Source organism: Novosphingobium sp. IK01 (genome assembly GCF_033242265.1).
Classification (GTDB): Bacteria; Pseudomonadota; Alphaproteobacteria; order Sphingomonadales; family Sphingomonadaceae; genus Novosphingobium; species Novosphingobium pituita.
In genome coordinates, this window is sequence record NZ_BTFW01000001.1 from 3,345,474 (window position 1) to 3,361,217 (window position 15,744).

A 15,744-nucleotide genomic window follows, 5' to 3' on the forward strand; every position below is an offset into this window, starting at 1 on the left:
TGCACCGTTCCAAAATAATGTATAGACAAAAAGAGAGGGCAGGCGCAAATTTCTGCGTCAACCGGGTGAGTGTCTTGGCCATGGCGTTGTTTTTCGAGAAGTGTTGGCTTGCGCATGGCTGGGCGCGTGATGTCCGCGTGACGCTGGATCAGGGTCGCGTGGCCGCGATCGAGGTGGGGGCAACCCTTGGTGACGCGGACGAGCGCCATCGTTGCGCCTTGCCCGGCATGCCCAACCTGCACAGCCACGCGTTCCAGCGCGGCATGGCCGGTCTGGCCGAGCGGCGGGGCGTGTCGAGCGACAGTTTCTGGACCTGGCGCGAGATCATGTATCGCTTCGTCGACCGCATGACGCCCGACGACGTGCGCGCGATTGCCGCGATGGCCTATGTCGAGATGCTCGAGGCCGGGTTTACCCGCGTGGGCGAGTTCCACTACCTGCACCACGATCTGGACGGACAGCCCTTTGCCGACCGGGCCGAGATGAGCGGCGCGGTTCTCAGCGCGGCGGGCGAGACCGGGATCGGCATGACCCTGCTGCCGGTGCTGTACAGCTATGCCGGGTTTGGCGCGCAGGCGCCGCAACCGGGGCAGGCGCGTTTCCTCAATGCGCTCGATGGCTATGCGCGTCTGCTCGAAGGGGCGCAGGCCCATGCGCGCGCCTTGCCCGATGCGGTGGTCGGGGTCGCCCCCCACAGCCTGCGCGCGGTCTCGCCGGAACAGTTGCGCGCGCTCGTGCCGCTCGCCCGCCATCGCCCGGTGCACATCCACATTGCCGAGCAGGAAAAGGAAGTGGCCGATTGCCTTGCGTGGAGCGGGGCGCGTCCGGTCGAATGGCTGCTCGACAATGCACCGGTGGATGGCACCTGGTGTCTCGTCCATGCGACCCACATGACCGATGCGGAAACCCTTGGCCTGGCGCGCAGCGGCGCGGTGGCGGGGCTGTGCCCGATTACCGAGGCGAACCTTGGCGACGGGCTGTTCCCGGTGGCGCCGTTTCTCGATGCGGGCGGGCGCTTTGGCGTGGGCAGCGATTCCAACGTGCTGATCGACTGCGCCGAAGAACTGCGCCTGCTCGAATATGGCCAGCGGCTGTCGCGCCGGGCGCGCAACGTGATGGCGCGCGGGGCCGGGCATTCGACCGGCGCGGATCTGTACGCCGGGGCGCTGGCTGGCGGCAGCGCGGCACTGGGCACCGGGCCAGCGGGCGGCATCGCGGTGGGGCAATCCGCCGATCTTGTCAGCCTCGACCTCGATCATCCCGCGCTGCTCCATCGGCAGGGCGACACGATCACCGACAGCTTCGTGTTTGCGGGCGGGCGTTCGGCCATCGACTGCGTGTGGCGCCATGGCGAGAAACTGGTAGAGGGCGGGCAACACCGCGCCCGCGACCGGGTGCGCCGGGTCTATGCCCGCGTGCTGGAGAGACTGATCGCGTGACCATGCCGCTGCACGAACGCATCCGGTCTGATTTCGAGGGGCGGATACTGGGCGGGGCGCTGGCGCCCGGTGATCGGCTGCCGACCGAGCAGGACCTGATGCAGGACTATGGCTGCTCGCGCATGACCGTGAACAAGGCGCTGTCCGCGCTGGCCGGGGCGGGCCTGATCGACCGGCGCAAGCGCGCGGGCACGTTCGTGGCACGCCCGCGCGTGCATTCGATGGTGCTCGACGTGCCCGACATCGCCGCGCAAGTGCGCGAGCGCGGGCAGGACTATGCGTTTCGCCTGCTGCGCCGCCGGGTCCGGCCTGCGGTTGCCGACGAGCAGGAGCGTCTGCTGGCGGGCGGGGGCCTGCTGATGCAGGTCGACGGGCTTCATCTGGCCGATGGCGCGCCGCTGGGGGTGGAGTTCCGCCTGGTGAGCGCGCAGGCCGTGCCCGATATTGTCGAGGCCGATCTCGACACGGTCGCACCCGGCACATGGCTGTTGCAGCACGTGCCCTGGACCGAGGCCGAAACCCGCATTTCCGCCGTGGCCGCGCGGGGCGAGGAGGCCGAATATCTGGGCGTGGCGACAGGGACGGCGTGCCTGTGTGTCGAGCGGTGGACGTGGCGCGGGCCCGAGCGGATCACCTATGTGCGGCAGGTGTTTCCGGGCGAGGCCTACGACATGGTGGCCCGCTTCGGACCGGCATCATCGGGCGCGATGGCCTGAGCGCGCCGGGGCCGTGGTTCCTTTGGGTCTTGGCCGAAAATGACCGGCCCCTTGCGGGGCACTCCCTATGCCGCAGTGCGAAAGCCGTTGACCAGGCGATGCCTACACTTGCCCCGACTTTTGAAAAAGGGCAGCGGATCATGGGACTCTCCCAGCAGGACGTCGACAAGAAGTTGGCGTTCTTCAATATTACGGCTGACGATGTGGCGCGTTTCGCGCAGATTACCAAAGTCATGAACACCGTTGCGGTGCCTGCGCTCGACCGTCTCTACGAGCGGATTGGTGCAACGCCGGAAACCGCGCGCTTCTTCAGTTCCCGTCAGGCCATGACCCATGCCCGCGACAAGCAGGTCGAACACTGGAACGCGATGTTCTCGGGCGCACCGGGGGCTGATTATGTAGGCCGTGCGCAGCGCATCGGCGATGTCCATGCGCGGATCGGTCTGGAGCCGGGCTGGTATATCGGGGCCTATGCTTCGGTGCTCGACGAGGTGATCGTGCGTTTCCTGTCGGGCGGGATCGGTCTGGGGCGCAAGCGGCGGGCAGAGGCCGTGGCGAGTCTGGTGAAAATGGCGCTGCTCGACATGGAAGTGGCGCTCTCGGCCTATTTCGAGGCCGAAGATGCCAAGCGCGTGGCGGTGATCCGCGATGTCGGCCATGCCGTGCAGATGATGACCGAGGGCGATTTCACCGTCCCGGTCAGCGGGCTGCCCCCTGCCTATGCCGGGCTCGAACACGACCTGGAGACGATGCGCGGCAAAGTCAGCGATGCCTTGCGCGAAGTGGCCAGTACCTCGCGCGCGGTCGACATGGGCGCGCAGGAAATCCGGCAGGCTTCCGACGATCTGGCCCACCGCACCGAACAGCAGGCGGCCAGCCTTGAGGAAGCTTCGGCGGCGATCACCACGCTGGCCAGTGCCGTGCGAAGTACGGCCAACGATGCGACCAACCTTCATGGTGCGGTGCAGGAAGCCCATGGCGACGCCGAACAGGGCGGCAGTGTCCTTGAAGATGCGGTCAGGGCGATGAACGACATTCACCGTTCGGCTTCCGAGATCGGCAAGATCATCGCGGTGATCGACGGGATCGCCTTCCAGACCAACCTTCTGGCGCTCAATGCCGGGGTCGAGGCCGCGCGCGCCGGGGATGCCGGGCGCGGCTTTGCGGTTGTTGCCACCGAAGTGCGCGCGCTGGCCCAGCGTTCGGCCGATGCCGCGCTCGACATCAAGAAACTGATCAGTGAAAGCTCCGAGCAGGTCGAGCGCGGGGTGACGCTGGTGGGCCAGACCGGCGAGACCTTCGAGCGAATCGTCAACCGCGTGGGCGAGATCGCCGGGCTGGCCAGCGGCATTGCCGCCGGATCGCAAAGCCAGGCCACCAATATCCAGCAAATTCACGAGACCGTGCACGATCTCGACCTGATGACCCAGCAGAACGCGGCGATGGTCGAGCAGGCGACCGCAGCCGCGCGCAGTCTGGCCGGAGAGGCCGACCGCATGGCCAATCTCGTGTCGCATTTCCGTCTCGAAGCGCAGTCTTCCGCCCCGCGCAAGGCGCTGGCCGCCCCGCGCCGGGCTGCCTGAGGGGAGAGGGCAGAGCACCCGTCGGGATCGGGCGCACAGGCAGGTGCCAGAACCGCCCCGACCGGGATGCGCTGGCACCTGCCTGTGCTGATTCTGGGCGTTTTTGCTCCATTTCGGGATTAATGCCCTGCCGATTTCCGGCCTTGGCAGGGGTGTGCTTAACGCTTTTTCAAAGCCCCCGGGGCCATCGTGCGGACATGGCAGACGTATCCGCTGAACAGACCAAACCCGATCCGCAGCCCGCCGCTGATCTTCAGCAGGCCGAGCGCCGCGATTACGGGCGTACGCAGCGCAGGCGCGAGCGTATGCCGTCCAGTCATGCGCCCGCACTGCGCAAGGGCGTGCGCATGATCGCCCGCGAATGGCCGCAGATGGCCTTGCCGATGGCGCTGGGGCTGGCGGGACTGGGCGTTTCCAATGGCATGCCCGACGGGACCGTGATGTCGCTGGGAACCACCAGCGTGCTGCTCGCGCTGCTCGGGCTTCTGGCGGTGCGGGTCGAAAGTGGCGGATTGCTGCGCGGCACGGCGCCGCGCATGGTCATGATGGTTCTGGCCGTGGGCATGCCGATGGTCCTGTTCGGGGCCGCGATCGGCCATTGGGCGACCATGGGCAGCCTGCCCTGGCTTCAGGGGCTGGCCCTGCTGGTCACGGTTTCCCTGCTGGCGACGGTGTTCGAGAGCGGGCAACTGGCCGGGGTGCTGGTGGCGCAAGTGGCGATCTGGGCCGGGGTGGCCTGTGCGGCCAGCCGCGTGGGCGGGATGGTCACGCTCGCGATCGGGGTGGTGGTGTCGGTGGCGGCCTATTTCCGCCAGCGCGAGATCGAGCAGCGCGAGCGCGAGGCTGCCGAGATCGAGACCCGCATCCAGACCCGTGCGCAGGAGATTCTCGCCGATTACGAGGAAACCGGACAGGGCTGGTTCTGGGAGACCGACCGGCGCGGGCAGATCACCTATCTGTCGCGCCCGGTGGCCCAGATTCTCGGGCGTTCGGTCGAAAATCTCATTGGACGGCCCTTTTTCGAGCTGTTCAACCTGGCCGATCAGGCCGGGGAAGGGGAGCGCACGCTGGCTTTCCATCTCTCGGCTCGCGCCAGCTTTGCCGAACTGGCCGTGCGCGCGGCTACCGACATGGAAGAGCGCTGGTGGCAGATCAATGGCCGCCCGACCTATGACACGTTCAACAATTTTCAGGGCTTCCGCGGTTCGGGCACCGACCTGACCGAAAAGCGCCGCTCGGCTGAACATGCCACGCGGCTGGCCCAGTTCGATTCGCTCACCGGCCTGTCCAACCGGCTGCGCATGTCGCAGACGCTGGAGAAGATCCTTGTCGCGCCGCAGATCCAGCATCGCGCCTGCGCGGTGTTCCTGCTCGACCTCGACCGCTTCAAGCAGGTCAACGACACGCTCGGCCATCCGGCGGGGGACGCACTGCTCAAGCAGGTGTCGCAGCGCCTCGAACGCGCGATCGGCACGGTGGGCCGGGTCGGCCGTCTGGGCGGCGACGAGTTTCAGGTGATCATTCCGGGCAAGATCGAGCGCGAGCAGCTCGCCTATCTGGCCGGTCAGGTGATCGAGCAGCTCTCGGCGCCCTATTCGATCGAAGGCAGCCGGGTGATGATCGGGGCTTCGGTCGGCATTGCCGTCTCGCCCGAAGACGGGGTGACCAGCGAGGCGCTGATCCGCAACGCCGACCTTGCGCTCTATGCGGCCAAGGATGGCGGGCGCGGGCGCTATCACTTCTATGCCGCCGACCTGCACAGCGACGCGCAGGAACGCCGCCAGCTTGAAGACGACTTGCGCGATGCGCTCGCCCATGGCGGCCTTGAGATGTTCTACCAGCCCGTGGTCCACACCGCGACCGAGCGGATCACCGGGTTCGAGGCGCTGTTGCGCTGGAAGCACCCGCGGCACGGCTATATCTCGCCCGCCCGGTTCATCCCGATTGCCGAGGATACCGGCATGATCGCGGCCATCGGCGAATGGGCGCTGCGCACGGCTTGTCAGGACATGGCCCACTGGCCGCAAGACGTGCGCGTGGCTGTCAACGTCTCGCCCTTGCAGTTCGCCAATCCGGCGCTGCCCTCGATCGTCACTTCGGCGCTGGCCCATGCGCAAGTGGAGGCCTCGCGGCTCGAACTGGAAATCACCGAAAGCGTGTTCCTCAACAACGACGAGGGCACCGACCAGATGTTCAAGCAGCTCAAGGCCATCGGCGTGCGCCTCGCGCTCGACGACTTCGGCACGGGCTATTCGAGCCTTGGCTATCTGCGCTCGGCGCCCTTCGACAAGATCAAGATCGACCAGTCCTTCGTGCGCGGGGCGACCCAGCCGGGCAGCCGCAATGGCGCGATCATCGCCTCGATCGTCAGTCTGGCCGAGGCGCTGGGCATGGAAACCACCGCCGAAGGCGTGGAGACCCACGACGAACTCGATCTCGTGCGCGCGCTGGGATGCAGCCACGTCCAGGGCTATATCTACGAGCGCCCGCTTTCGGCGGCCAATGCCACCGAACGTCTGGCCACCGGGCTGGTCGCCGTGGCGCAAGGGCCGCGTTCGGCGCGTGCCAGCCGTCAGGCGATGCTGCGCAAGGTCGTGCTCGAACATGGCGGGCACAGCTACAACGGGGTGATCCGCAACCTCTCGCTGACCGGCGCGCTGGTCGAGGGGCTGTGGAACGTGCCGGTGGGAACGGTGTTTCGCATCCAGTTGGCCGATGGCCATGTCGTCTCGGGCACCTGCAAGTGGAGTAACGACGACCGCATGGGGGTCGAGTTTACCGAGCCGCTCAAGGCCGGGGACGACGGACGCATCGCGGTGGTCCAGATCAGGCCGCCCGCACCGCTGCCCGACCGCTCGATGCAGCGCAAGGTCGGCTGAGCCGGTCAGCACATGAGCAGCAGCACATGAGCAGCAGGAGATAAGAAGGGCCGGGTGTTGAAAAACGCCCGGCCCTGTTCGTTTTTGCCCCCTGTTTGGCGCATCGTGCGTGATGACAGGGGCATGACGGCCTGCTAACGGCGCACCATGACCGACCTCGCGCTGATCCGCAATTTCTCCATCATTGCCCACATCGACCACGGCAAGTCGACGCTGGCCGACCGCCTGATCCAGTTCACCGGCGGCCTGAGCGCGCGCGAGATGCAGGCGCAAGTGCTCGACAACATGGACATCGAGCGCGAACGCGGGATCACCATCAAGGCCCAGACCGTCCGCCTCGACTACAAGGGCAAGGACGGCAAGACCTATCAGCTCAACCTGATGGACACCCCCGGCCACGTCGACTTCGCCTATGAAGTGAGCCGCAGCCTCGCGGCCTGCGAGGGTGCGCTGCTGGTCGTCGATGCGGCGCAGGGCGTCGAGGCGCAGACGCTCGCCAACGTCTACCAGTCGATCGAGCACGACCACGAGATCGTGCCGGTGATCAACAAGATCGACCTTCCCGCCGCCGAACCCGAAAAGGTCAAGGCCGAGATCGAGGAAGTGATCGGCATCGACGCCAGCAATGCCGTGCTGGCCAGCGCCAAGGCCGGCATCGGCATCGAGGAAGTGCTCGACGCGGTGGTCGAGCGCATCCCGGCGCCGGGCGGCAACCGCGAGGCGCCGCTCAAGGCCATGCTGGTCGATTCGTGGTACGATCCGTATCTGGGCGTCGTCATTCTCGTGCGCGTGATCGACGGGGTCATCAAGAAGGGCTTGCAGGTCAAGTTCATGGCCGGCGGCACCGAGCACCTGATCGACCGCGTGGGCTGCATGCGCCCCAAGATCGAGCAACTGGCCGAACTGGGCCCTGGTGAAATCGGCTTCATCACCGCGCAGATCAAGGAAGTGGCGCAGGCCCGCGTGGGTGACACGATCACCACCGTCAAGGGCGGCGCGACCGAACCGCTGCCGGGCTTCAAGGAAGTCCAGCCGGTGGTGTTCTGCGGCCTCTTCCCGACCGACGCGGCAGACTTTGAAAAGCTGCGCGATTCGATCGGCAAGCTGCGGCTCAACGACGCCTCGTTCAGCTTCGAAATGGAAACCAGCGCCGCGCTCGGCTTCGGGTTCCGCTGCGGCTTCCTCGGCCTGCTCCATCTGGAAATCATCCAGGAGCGCCTGAGCCGCGAATACGACCTCGACCTGATCACCACCGCCCCTTCGGTGGTCTATCGCCTGACGATGACCGACGGTTCGACGGTCGAACTCCACAACCCGGCCGACATGCCCGACGTGGTCAAGATCGACACGATGGAAGAGCCGTGGATCAAGGCGACCATCTACACCCCCGACGAGCATCTCGGTTCGATCCTCAAGCTCTGTCAGGACCGTCGCGGCATCCAGACCGGGCTGACCTATGTCGGCGGGCGCGCACAGGTGAACTACGAGCTTCCGCTCAACGAAGTGGTGTTCGACTTCTACGATCGCCTGAAGTCGATCAGCCGTGGCTATGCCAGCTTCGACTACGAGCAGATCGGCCTGCGCGAGGGCGACCTCGTGAAGATGAACATCCTCGTCAACAACGAGCCGGTCGACGCGCTGAGCATGATCGTTCACCGCTCCCAGGCCGAACAGCGTGGCCGCGCGCTGTGCGAGCGCCTGAAGGACCTGATCCCGCGCCACCTGTTCAAGATCCCGATTCAGGCCGCCATCGGCGCCAAGGTGATCGCCCGCGAAACCATCGCGGCCATGCGCAAGGACGTGACCGCCAAGTGCTATGGCGGCGACATCACCCGCAAGAAGAAGCTTCTGGAAAAGCAGAAGGAAGGCAAGAAGCGCATGCGCGAATATGGCAATGTCCAGATTCCGCAGGAAGCCTTCATCGCCGCCCTGCGCATGGGCGAGGAATAAGGCCCGGTTCGGGCGCGGCTGGAGCGATGTGACGGAAAAAAACGGGGAACCTGATCCCCGTGCCTCTGGTTGAGGGCTGCAAGACGTGCTTCGTGCAGCCCTTTTTCAGGAGGCTTCTTGCTTCGTGTTTCTCCGTTTCGTTCGCTGACCCGCGCCGCTGGCGTGCTGGTCGTCTGGCTGGCCCTGTTGATGGGGCTTGGGTTGACCGGGCTGGGGGGCGCGCCTGCCGCGCTGGCAGCCTCCAACGCGCTGACGGTCACCGCCACTGCGGCCACCGCGACCACCCCTGCCGTCCCGACCGACCCGTTTGGCCGCGACAATCCCCGCTCGGCGGTCTCGGGCCTGATCGATGCCCTTGGCCAGCGCGATTACGACCGGGCGGCCCACTACATGGCCGTGCGGCTCGATGATCCGCGTCTGGCGCGCGGCGCGGCCGTGCTGGCCCATCGCCTGCAAGCCCTGCTCGATCGGGGCGGTACGCTCAAGTCGTTCGGCGCACTTTCGAGCGATCCGGCGGGCGATCTCAACGACGATCTGGCGCTCGACCGCGAAGACGTGGGCACGATCACCGTGAACGGTGATCAGGTGCCTGTCCTGCTCGCGCGCAGCGCACCGGGCGCTGCTGCGGCAACGGGCGCCGCGGTCTGGCGCGTGGCGCCCGAAACCCTCTCCGCGCTGGCCGTTGCCCATATTCCGGTGGCCAAGGGGAGCGCCCATGCCGCTCACACTGCGTGGATGGTGGCCGGGGCGCCGCTGGCGGACTGGGCGCTGTTGCTGGGGCTGGCGGCGGCCAGCTATGCGGTTCTGCGTCTGGCGGCCACGCTGGTTCTGGTCATCGCCCGCAAGGTCATGGCGCGGCATCAGGAAAATCCGGTCTACCGGTTCATCCAGGTCGGGCTCTCGCCGCTCAGCCTGTTCCTGTCGGTCATGCTGTTCTTCATCTGGGCTGAAAAGCTGCCCGTGGCGATTGTCGCCCGGCAGACGCTGCTGCGCTATGCGGGCATTGTGGCGCTCGTGGCGCTGGTGTGGTTTGCGCTGCGCCTGATCGACGCGGTGGCCGAAGTGATCATTGCGCGGATGCGCAGCCGCCAGCGCCGTCAGGTGCTTTCGGTGATCACGCTGCTGCGTCGCGCGGCCAAGATCCTGCTGCTCGCCTTCACCGCCGTTGGCGTGCTCGACACGTTCGGCATCAACGTGACGACCGGCATCGCGGCTCTGGGTATCGGTGGTATCGCGCTGGCGCTCGGCGCGCAGAAGACGGTCGAGAACCTCGTGGGCAGCGTCACCGTGATCATCGACCAGCCGGTGCAGGTGGGCGATTTCTGCAAGGTGGGCACGGTTTCGGGCACGGTCGAGGATGTCGGCATCCGTTCGACCCGCATCCGCACCAACGACCGCACGCTGGTGACCATCCCCAATGGTGATTTCGCCTCGCGGCAGATCGAGAACTACGCCACGCGCGACCGCTTCCTGTTCAACCCGACCATCGGCATTGCTTATGGCCAGAGCGCGGCCAAGGTTCGCCGCGCGGTGGAGATCGTGCGCGAGACGCTGCTGGGCAACGAGGGGATCATCCACGAAGGCCTGCGCGCGACGCTGACCAACATGGGCGACAGTGCGCTGACCATCGAGGTCTGGTCCTATCTGGCCGGTCCCGATTACGGCAATGCGATGCAGGTGCGTCAGGACGTTCTGCTCACGGTTATGGAGCGCTTCGAGGCTGAGCAGATCACTCTGGCCCAGCCGACCAGCCCGGTGGTGGTCGTGCAGGACGGGACTCTGGCTCCGACCTGAAGGCCAGCCCATAGTTTGGCTTTCCGGGGCTTAATCAAATCGCCCTGTCCCGGCGGGGGCGCCTTGTGCCAAAGGCGCCCCATGAGCAAGCCGTCCCCCATGCAGAGCGCCACGCTGACCCATCTCCAGCGCCTTGAGGCCGAGGCGATCCACATCATGCGCGAAGTCGTGGCCGAGGCCGAACGCCCGGTCATGCTCTATTCGGTGGGCAAGGACAGTGCGGTCATGCTCCACCTCGCGCGCAAGGCGTTCTATCCCGCGCCCCCGCCGTTCCCGCTGCTCCATGTCGATACGACGTGGAAGTTCAAGGCGATGTACGATCTGCGCGACCGCATGGCCCGCGAAAGCGGCATGGACCTGCTCGTCTACCAGAACCCGGAAGCCAAGGCGCGCGGGATCAACCCGTTCGACCATGGCAGCCTCCACACCGACATGTGGAAGACCGAAGGGCTCAAGCAGGCGCTCGATCTCTATGGCTTCGACGCGGCCTTCGGCGGCGCGCGCCGCGACGAGGAAAAGAGCCGCGCCAAGGAACGCATCTTCAGCTTCCGCACGGCCAGCCACGGCTGGGACCCCAAGAACCAGCGCCCGGAGCTGTGGAGCCTCTACAATGCCCGCAAGAACAAGGGCGAATCGATCCGCGTCTTCCCGATCTCCAACTGGACCGAGCTGGACATCTGGCAGTACATCCATCTGAACGACGTGCCGATCGTGCCGCTCTATTTTGCCGAAGAACGCCCGACGGTGGAGCGCGACGGCATGTTGCTGATGGTCGACGATGAACGCTTTCCGTTGAAGCCGGGCGAAACCCCGGTGATGCGCTCGATCCGCTTCCGCACGCTCGGCTGCTATCCGCTGACCGGGGCTGTCGAAAGCACGGCGCAGACTTTGCCCGAAGTGATCCAGGAAACCCTGCTCACCACCACGTCCGAGCGCCAGGGCCGCGCCATCGACAAGGACGCGGGCGGTGCGGGCATGGAAGTGAAAAAGCAGCAGGGGTATTTCTGATGAGCGAGACCACCCTTCAGGACGAGCCGGTCTACGTCACCGACGCGCTCATTGCCGAAGACATCGACGCCTACCTCGAAACCCACCAGCACAAGACGATGCTGCGGTTCATCACCTGCGGGTCGGTGGACGACGGCAAGTCGACGCTGATCGGGCGGCTGCTCTATGATTCCAAGATGATCTTTGAAGATCAGCTGGCCGCGCTCGAAAGCGATTCGAAGAAAGTGGGCACGCAGGGCCAGGCGATCGACTTCGCGCTGCTGGTCGATGGCCTGGCCGCCGAGCGCGAGCAGGGCATCACCATCGACGTGGCCTATCGCTTCTTCAACACCGAGAAGCGCAAGTTCATCGTCGCCGATTGCCCCGGCCACGAACAGTACACGCGCAACATGGTCACCGGCGCCTCGACCGCCGACCTTGCCGTGATCCTGATCGACGCGCGCAAGGGCGTGCTCGTCCAGACGCGCCGCCATTCCTACCTGTGCCACCTGCTGGGCATCCGCAACATCGTGCTGGCGGTCAACAAGATGGATCTGGTCGATTACAGCCAGGCCCGTTTCGACGAGATCGTCGCCGATTACGCCGCCTTTGCCGCCAGCATCGGCATCGAGAGCTTCACTGCGATGCCGATCTCGGGCTTTGCGGGCGACAATGTGACCAGCACCTCGGCCAACACGCCGTGGTACACCGGCCCCTCGCTGATCGCGCATCTCGAAACGGTTGATGTGCTGTCCACCCGCGATCAGGCGCGGCCCTTCCGCATGCCGGTGCAGTGGGTCAACCGTCCCAACCTCGATTTCCGTGGCTTTGCCGGGCTGATCGCGTCGGGTTCGATCCGTCCGGGCGACGCCGTGCGCGTGCTGCCCTCTGGCAAGACCAGCACGGTTGCGCGGATCGTCACGCTGGAGGGCGACCTCGACGTGGCCGTGGCCGGGCAATCGGTCACGCTGACTTTTGCCGACGAAATCGACTGCTCGCGCGGCGATGTGATCGCGCTGGCCGACAATCCGCCCCAGGCCGCCGACCAGTTCGAGGCGAGTCTCGTGTGGATGGCCGACGAGGCCCTGACGCCGGGCCGGGCCTATTGGCTCAAGCTGGCCACGCAGACCGTTTCGGCGACCGTGCGCGCGCCCGAATATGTCGTCAACGTCAACACGATGGAGCATCTGGCGGCCAAGACGCTGGAATTGAACGCCATCGGCGTGGCCGAAGTTGTCACCGACAAGCCGCTGGTGTTCGAGGCCTATGACGAAAGCCGCACGCTCGGCGGTTTCATCCTGATCGACAAGATCACCAATGCGACCGTTGCGGCGGGCATGCTGCGCCACAGCCTGCGCCGCGCGCAGAACGTCCACTGGCAGGCGCTCGACGTGTCACGCACGGCTCATGCCGCGCTCAAGATGCAGCAGCCCGCAGTGCTGTGGTTCACCGGGCTTTCGGGCTCGGGCAAGTCGACCATCGCCAATCTGGTCGAGAAGAAGCTCCACGCGCTGGGCAAGCATACGTTCCTGCTCGATGGCGACAATGTGCGCCACGGGCTCAACAAGGATCTGGGCTTCTCCGACGCCGACCGCATCGAGAACATCCGCCGCGTGGGCGAAGTGGCCAAGCTGATGACCGATGCCGGGCTCATCGTGCTGACCGCCTTCATCAGCCCGTTCCGCGCCGAACGCGAACTGGTGCGCGGCCTGCTGCCCGCAGGCGAGTTCATCGAGGTCTTCATCGACACCCCGCTCGCAGAGGCCGAGAAGCGCGACGTGAAGGGCCTCTACAAGAAGGCCCGCAGCGGGGAACTGAAGAACTTCACCGGCATCGACAGCCCCTACGAACGTCCTGAAAACCCTGAAATCCGGGTCGACACCACGCGCGAAACCCCCGAAGAAGCCGCCGAGCGGATCGTCGAGCGCGTGATCGGCGCCTGGATGCCGACGATCTGACCCGGACGCATCAAAAGGGGGGGAATGAACATGGACGATGTGGCACTCGCGCGCTTCCTCGCGCAGGAAGCCGGGCGCATCCTGATGGATCTGCGCGCGGCGGGCATGCACGAGGGCAAGGCCTTGGGCGCGCAGGGCGATGTGCTGGCCAATGCCTTCCTGATGGAGGCCCTCGCGCAACACCGCCCCGACGATGGCGTGCTCAGCGAGGAAACCGCCGACACGCCCGCGCGCCTCTCGAAAGAGCGGGTGTGGATCATCGACCCGCTCGACGGCACCCGCGAATATGGCGAGGGCCGGGCAGACTGGGCGGTCCATGTCGGCCTGAGCGTGGGCGGCAAGGCCGCGCTGGGCGCCGTGGCGCTGCCGGGGCTCGACCTTGTGCTCGACAGTGCCGCGCCGCCTGCGCTGCCCCCGATGGCCCCCGTGCCGCGCCTGCTGGTCAGCCGCTCGCGCCCCGCGCGCGAGGCGGTCACCGTGGCACAGGTTCTGGGCGGCGAGCTGGTGCCGATGGGCAGCGCTGGGGCCAAGGCCATGGCCGTCGTGCGCGGCGAGGCGGAAATCTACCTTCATTCGGGCGGCCAGTACGAATGGGACAATTGCGCGCCCGTGGCCGTGGCGGCGGGGGCAGGCTTGCATGTCTCGCGCATCGACGGTTCGCCGCTGGTCTACAACAATGCCGACACCTGGCTGCCCGACCTGCTGATCTGCCGCCCGCAATGGGCGCAACGCGTGCTTGAGGAAGTTGCCAGAATCGGCAATTGATGCGCTGCAACATTTTTTTGCGGCATCTTTTCGAGGGCATGATGATCGATCCCAGGCATTTCCGTACCGTTCTTGGCGCCTATCCGACCGGTGTCTGCGTGATCACCTCGGTCGATGCCCAGGGCGCGCGCACCGGGCTGGTGGTGGGCTCGTTCACCTCGATTTCGCTCGATCCGCCGCTCGTCGGCTTCTTCCCCGACAAGCGCTCGTCCTCGTGGCCGCGCATTGCCGCCACGGGCCGCTTCTGCGTCAACGTGCTGGGCGCCGACCAGCTCGACTTGTGCCGCCACTTTGCCTCGCGCGCCGACGACAAGTTTGCCGAACTGGCCCATGGCCACAGCCCCTCGGGATTGCCCCTGCTCGACAATGCGCTGGCCTGGATCGATTGTTCGATCGAGCGCGTGGACGACGTGGGCGATCATTTTCTGGTGGTGGGCGCGGTCGAGGCGATGGATGCCCGGATGGAGGGCACCCCGCTGCTGTTCTTCCGCGGGCAGTATCACGATGCGGTGGAAATCGCGCAAGGCGTCTGACTTGGAGTATCTGTCCGGCAGCATCCGCCCGACAGCATCCGCCCGACAGCATCCGCCCGACAGCATCCACGCGGCGCGCACCTTGTTTTCGCCCAATAGAAATGTCTGGGTTTTCTGGAAATTTCTGTCCGGTTGACTTCGGTCAAAGCCGGGCCGCCGACAAGAGGCTAGAGCGGTACTCGCCCGGAGGGGACAGGTTCTCTTGACCCGGAACCCTGTTCGTTTCGCGTGATTTCTCCCCAACTCGGGCGGCCAGCCTCGCGGCGCCGCCCCCCTTTTCCGGGGGGGGTGGGACATTCTGTCGCCCCGTATCCGTGCAAGTTGCGATTGTGGCAGGGCGGACATGGTGCTAATTGATAGCTCATGTCTTCTTGTGAAACCTGCGTTGTACGCAATCGCGCCATTTGCGCGGGCCTCGACAATCAGGAAATTCTTGCGCTCAATGCACTCGGGCGACGGCGCAGTGTGTCTGCCGGTGAGCCGCTCATCTGGGAGGATGACGATTCCCTGCTGGTCGCCAATGTGATCGAGGGCGTCCTCAAGCTCACTTCGAGCACCGAGGACGGGCGCGAGCAGATCGTGGGTGTGGCCTATCCGTCCGATTTCATTGGCCGTCCTTTCGGGCAGACCAGCAAGGCGAGCGTGGTTGCGCTGACCGATGCACGCGTCTGCGTGTTCTCGCGCAACGATTTCGACCGTTTCGCGCGCAGCCATCCCGAACTTGAACACAAGCTGCTCGAACGCACGCTGGCCGAACTCGACCGTACGCGCTCGTGGATGATGCTGCTGGGCCGCAAGACCGCGCCCGAGAAGATCGCCACCTTCCTGCTCGAAATGTCGGACCGTCTGGCCGAATCCGGCCACACCCCGATCACGCGTGGCCCGGCCACGCGCTTCACGCTGCCTTTCTCGCGCCAGCAGGTGGCCGACGTGCTGGGCCTCACCATCGAGACCGTCAGCCGCCAGTTCACCAAGCTGAAGAACGAGGGCGTGATCGATCTCCCCGCGCGCCGCGATGTCGAAATCCTCGACCGTCCGGCGCTGCTGGCTCTGGCTGGCTGACCAGGGGGCAGGGCCCTCTCCGTTTCATGGGAGCGCCCCGGATCAAGTCTGGGGCGACGCACAATCGGCATACCGATT

The 15,744-nt window shown here is 65.9% G+C and carries 11 protein-coding genes; all 11 read left to right on the forward strand.

Annotated elements, in window-relative coordinates:
* The first annotated feature begins 80 nt into the window (after positions 1-80).
* The 11 genes from SBI20_RS15555 to SBI20_RS15605 all read left to right on the forward strand — a co-directional run bounded on the left by SBI20_RS15555 (position 81) and on the right by SBI20_RS15605 (position 15,666).
* A complete protein-coding gene (locus tag SBI20_RS15555; protein ID WP_317975872.1) occupies positions 81-1,439 on the forward strand; it encodes a formimidoylglutamate deiminase in 1,359 nt (452 codons plus the stop codon).
* A gap of 2 nt (positions 1,440-1,441) precedes the next feature.
* Complete coding sequence (gene hutC, locus SBI20_RS15560) at positions 1,442-2,155, forward strand: histidine utilization repressor (RefSeq protein WP_317976160.1); 714 nt, start codon at positions 1,442-1,444, stop codon at positions 2,153-2,155.
* A gap of 140 nt (positions 2,156-2,295) precedes the next feature.
* On the forward strand, positions 2,296-3,738 hold the full coding sequence (locus tag SBI20_RS15565; RefSeq protein WP_317975873.1) for a globin-coupled sensor protein: 1,443 nt from the start codon (positions 2,296-2,298) through the stop codon (positions 3,736-3,738).
* 197 nt (positions 3,739-3,935) lie between these two features.
* Positions 3,936-6,617: an EAL domain-containing protein gene (locus SBI20_RS15570; protein ID WP_317975874.1), complete on the forward strand. Its 2,682-nt coding sequence runs from the start codon at positions 3,936-3,938 to the stop codon at positions 6,615-6,617.
* A gap of 147 nt (positions 6,618-6,764) precedes the next feature.
* On the forward strand, positions 6,765-8,567 hold the full coding sequence (gene lepA, locus SBI20_RS15575; RefSeq protein ID WP_317975875.1) for a translation elongation factor 4: 1,803 nt from the start codon (positions 6,765-6,767) through the stop codon (positions 8,565-8,567).
* A gap of 117 nt (positions 8,568-8,684) precedes the next feature.
* The gene (locus SBI20_RS15580; protein ID WP_317975876.1) at positions 8,685-10,361 is read left to right on the forward strand and encodes a mechanosensitive ion channel family protein; all 1,677 of its coding nucleotides are present in this window, start codon (positions 8,685-8,687) and stop codon (positions 10,359-10,361) included.
* Positions 10,362-10,442: 81 nt separating this feature from the next.
* A complete protein-coding gene (cysD, locus tag SBI20_RS15585; protein WP_317975877.1) occupies positions 10,443-11,369 on the forward strand; it encodes a sulfate adenylyltransferase subunit CysD in 927 nt (308 codons plus the stop codon).
* Positions 11,369-13,306, forward strand: coding sequence for a sulfate adenylyltransferase subunit CysN (gene cysN, locus SBI20_RS15590; RefSeq protein ID WP_317975878.1), 1,938 nt, complete (start codon positions 11,369-11,371; stop codon positions 13,304-13,306). Before cysD ends, cysN begins: the two co-directional genes overlap by 1 nt.
* A gap of 24 nt (positions 13,307-13,330) precedes the next feature.
* On the forward strand, positions 13,331-14,071 hold the full coding sequence (locus SBI20_RS15595) for a 3'(2'),5'-bisphosphate nucleotidase CysQ (RefSeq protein WP_317975880.1): 741 nt from the start codon (positions 13,331-13,333) through the stop codon (positions 14,069-14,071).
* 41 nt (positions 14,072-14,112) lie between these two features.
* Complete coding sequence (locus SBI20_RS15600) at positions 14,113-14,604, forward strand: flavin reductase family protein (RefSeq protein WP_317976161.1); 492 nt, start codon at positions 14,113-14,115, stop codon at positions 14,602-14,604.
* A gap of 363 nt (positions 14,605-14,967) precedes the next feature.
* Complete coding sequence (locus tag SBI20_RS15605) at positions 14,968-15,666, forward strand: Crp/Fnr family transcriptional regulator (RefSeq protein ID WP_317975881.1); 699 nt, start codon at positions 14,968-14,970, stop codon at positions 15,664-15,666.
* The last annotated feature ends 78 nt before the right edge of the window (positions 15,667-15,744 follow it).

What these genes read in the sequence shown, in the direction of transcription:
- SBI20_RS15555 (WP_317975872.1), top strand. Translation starts at nt 81, where the DNA reads ATGGCGTTGTTTTTCGAGAAGTGTTGGCTTGCGCATGGCTGGGCGCGT.
- hutC (WP_317976160.1), top strand. Translation starts at nt 1,442, where the DNA reads ATGCCGCTGCACGAACGCATCCGGTCTGATTTCGAGGGGCGGATACTG.
- SBI20_RS15565 (WP_317975873.1), top strand. Translation starts at nt 2,296, where the DNA reads ATGGGACTCTCCCAGCAGGACGTCGACAAGAAGTTGGCGTTCTTCAAT.
- SBI20_RS15570 (WP_317975874.1), top strand. Translation starts at nt 3,936, where the DNA reads ATGGCAGACGTATCCGCTGAACAGACCAAACCCGATCCGCAGCCCGCC.
- lepA (WP_317975875.1), top strand. Translation starts at nt 6,765, where the DNA reads ATGACCGACCTCGCGCTGATCCGCAATTTCTCCATCATTGCCCACATC.
- cysD (WP_317975877.1), top strand. Translation starts at nt 10,443, where the DNA reads ATGAGCAAGCCGTCCCCCATGCAGAGCGCCACGCTGACCCATCTCCAG.
- cysN (WP_317975878.1), top strand. Translation starts at nt 11,369, where the DNA reads ATGAGCGAGACCACCCTTCAGGACGAGCCGGTCTACGTCACCGACGCG.
- SBI20_RS15595 (WP_317975880.1), top strand. Translation starts at nt 13,331, where the DNA reads ATGAACATGGACGATGTGGCACTCGCGCGCTTCCTCGCGCAGGAAGCC.
- SBI20_RS15600 (WP_317976161.1), top strand. Translation starts at nt 14,113, where the DNA reads ATGATCGATCCCAGGCATTTCCGTACCGTTCTTGGCGCCTATCCGACC.
- SBI20_RS15605 (WP_317975881.1), top strand. Translation starts at nt 14,968, where the DNA reads ATGTCTTCTTGTGAAACCTGCGTTGTACGCAATCGCGCCATTTGCGCG.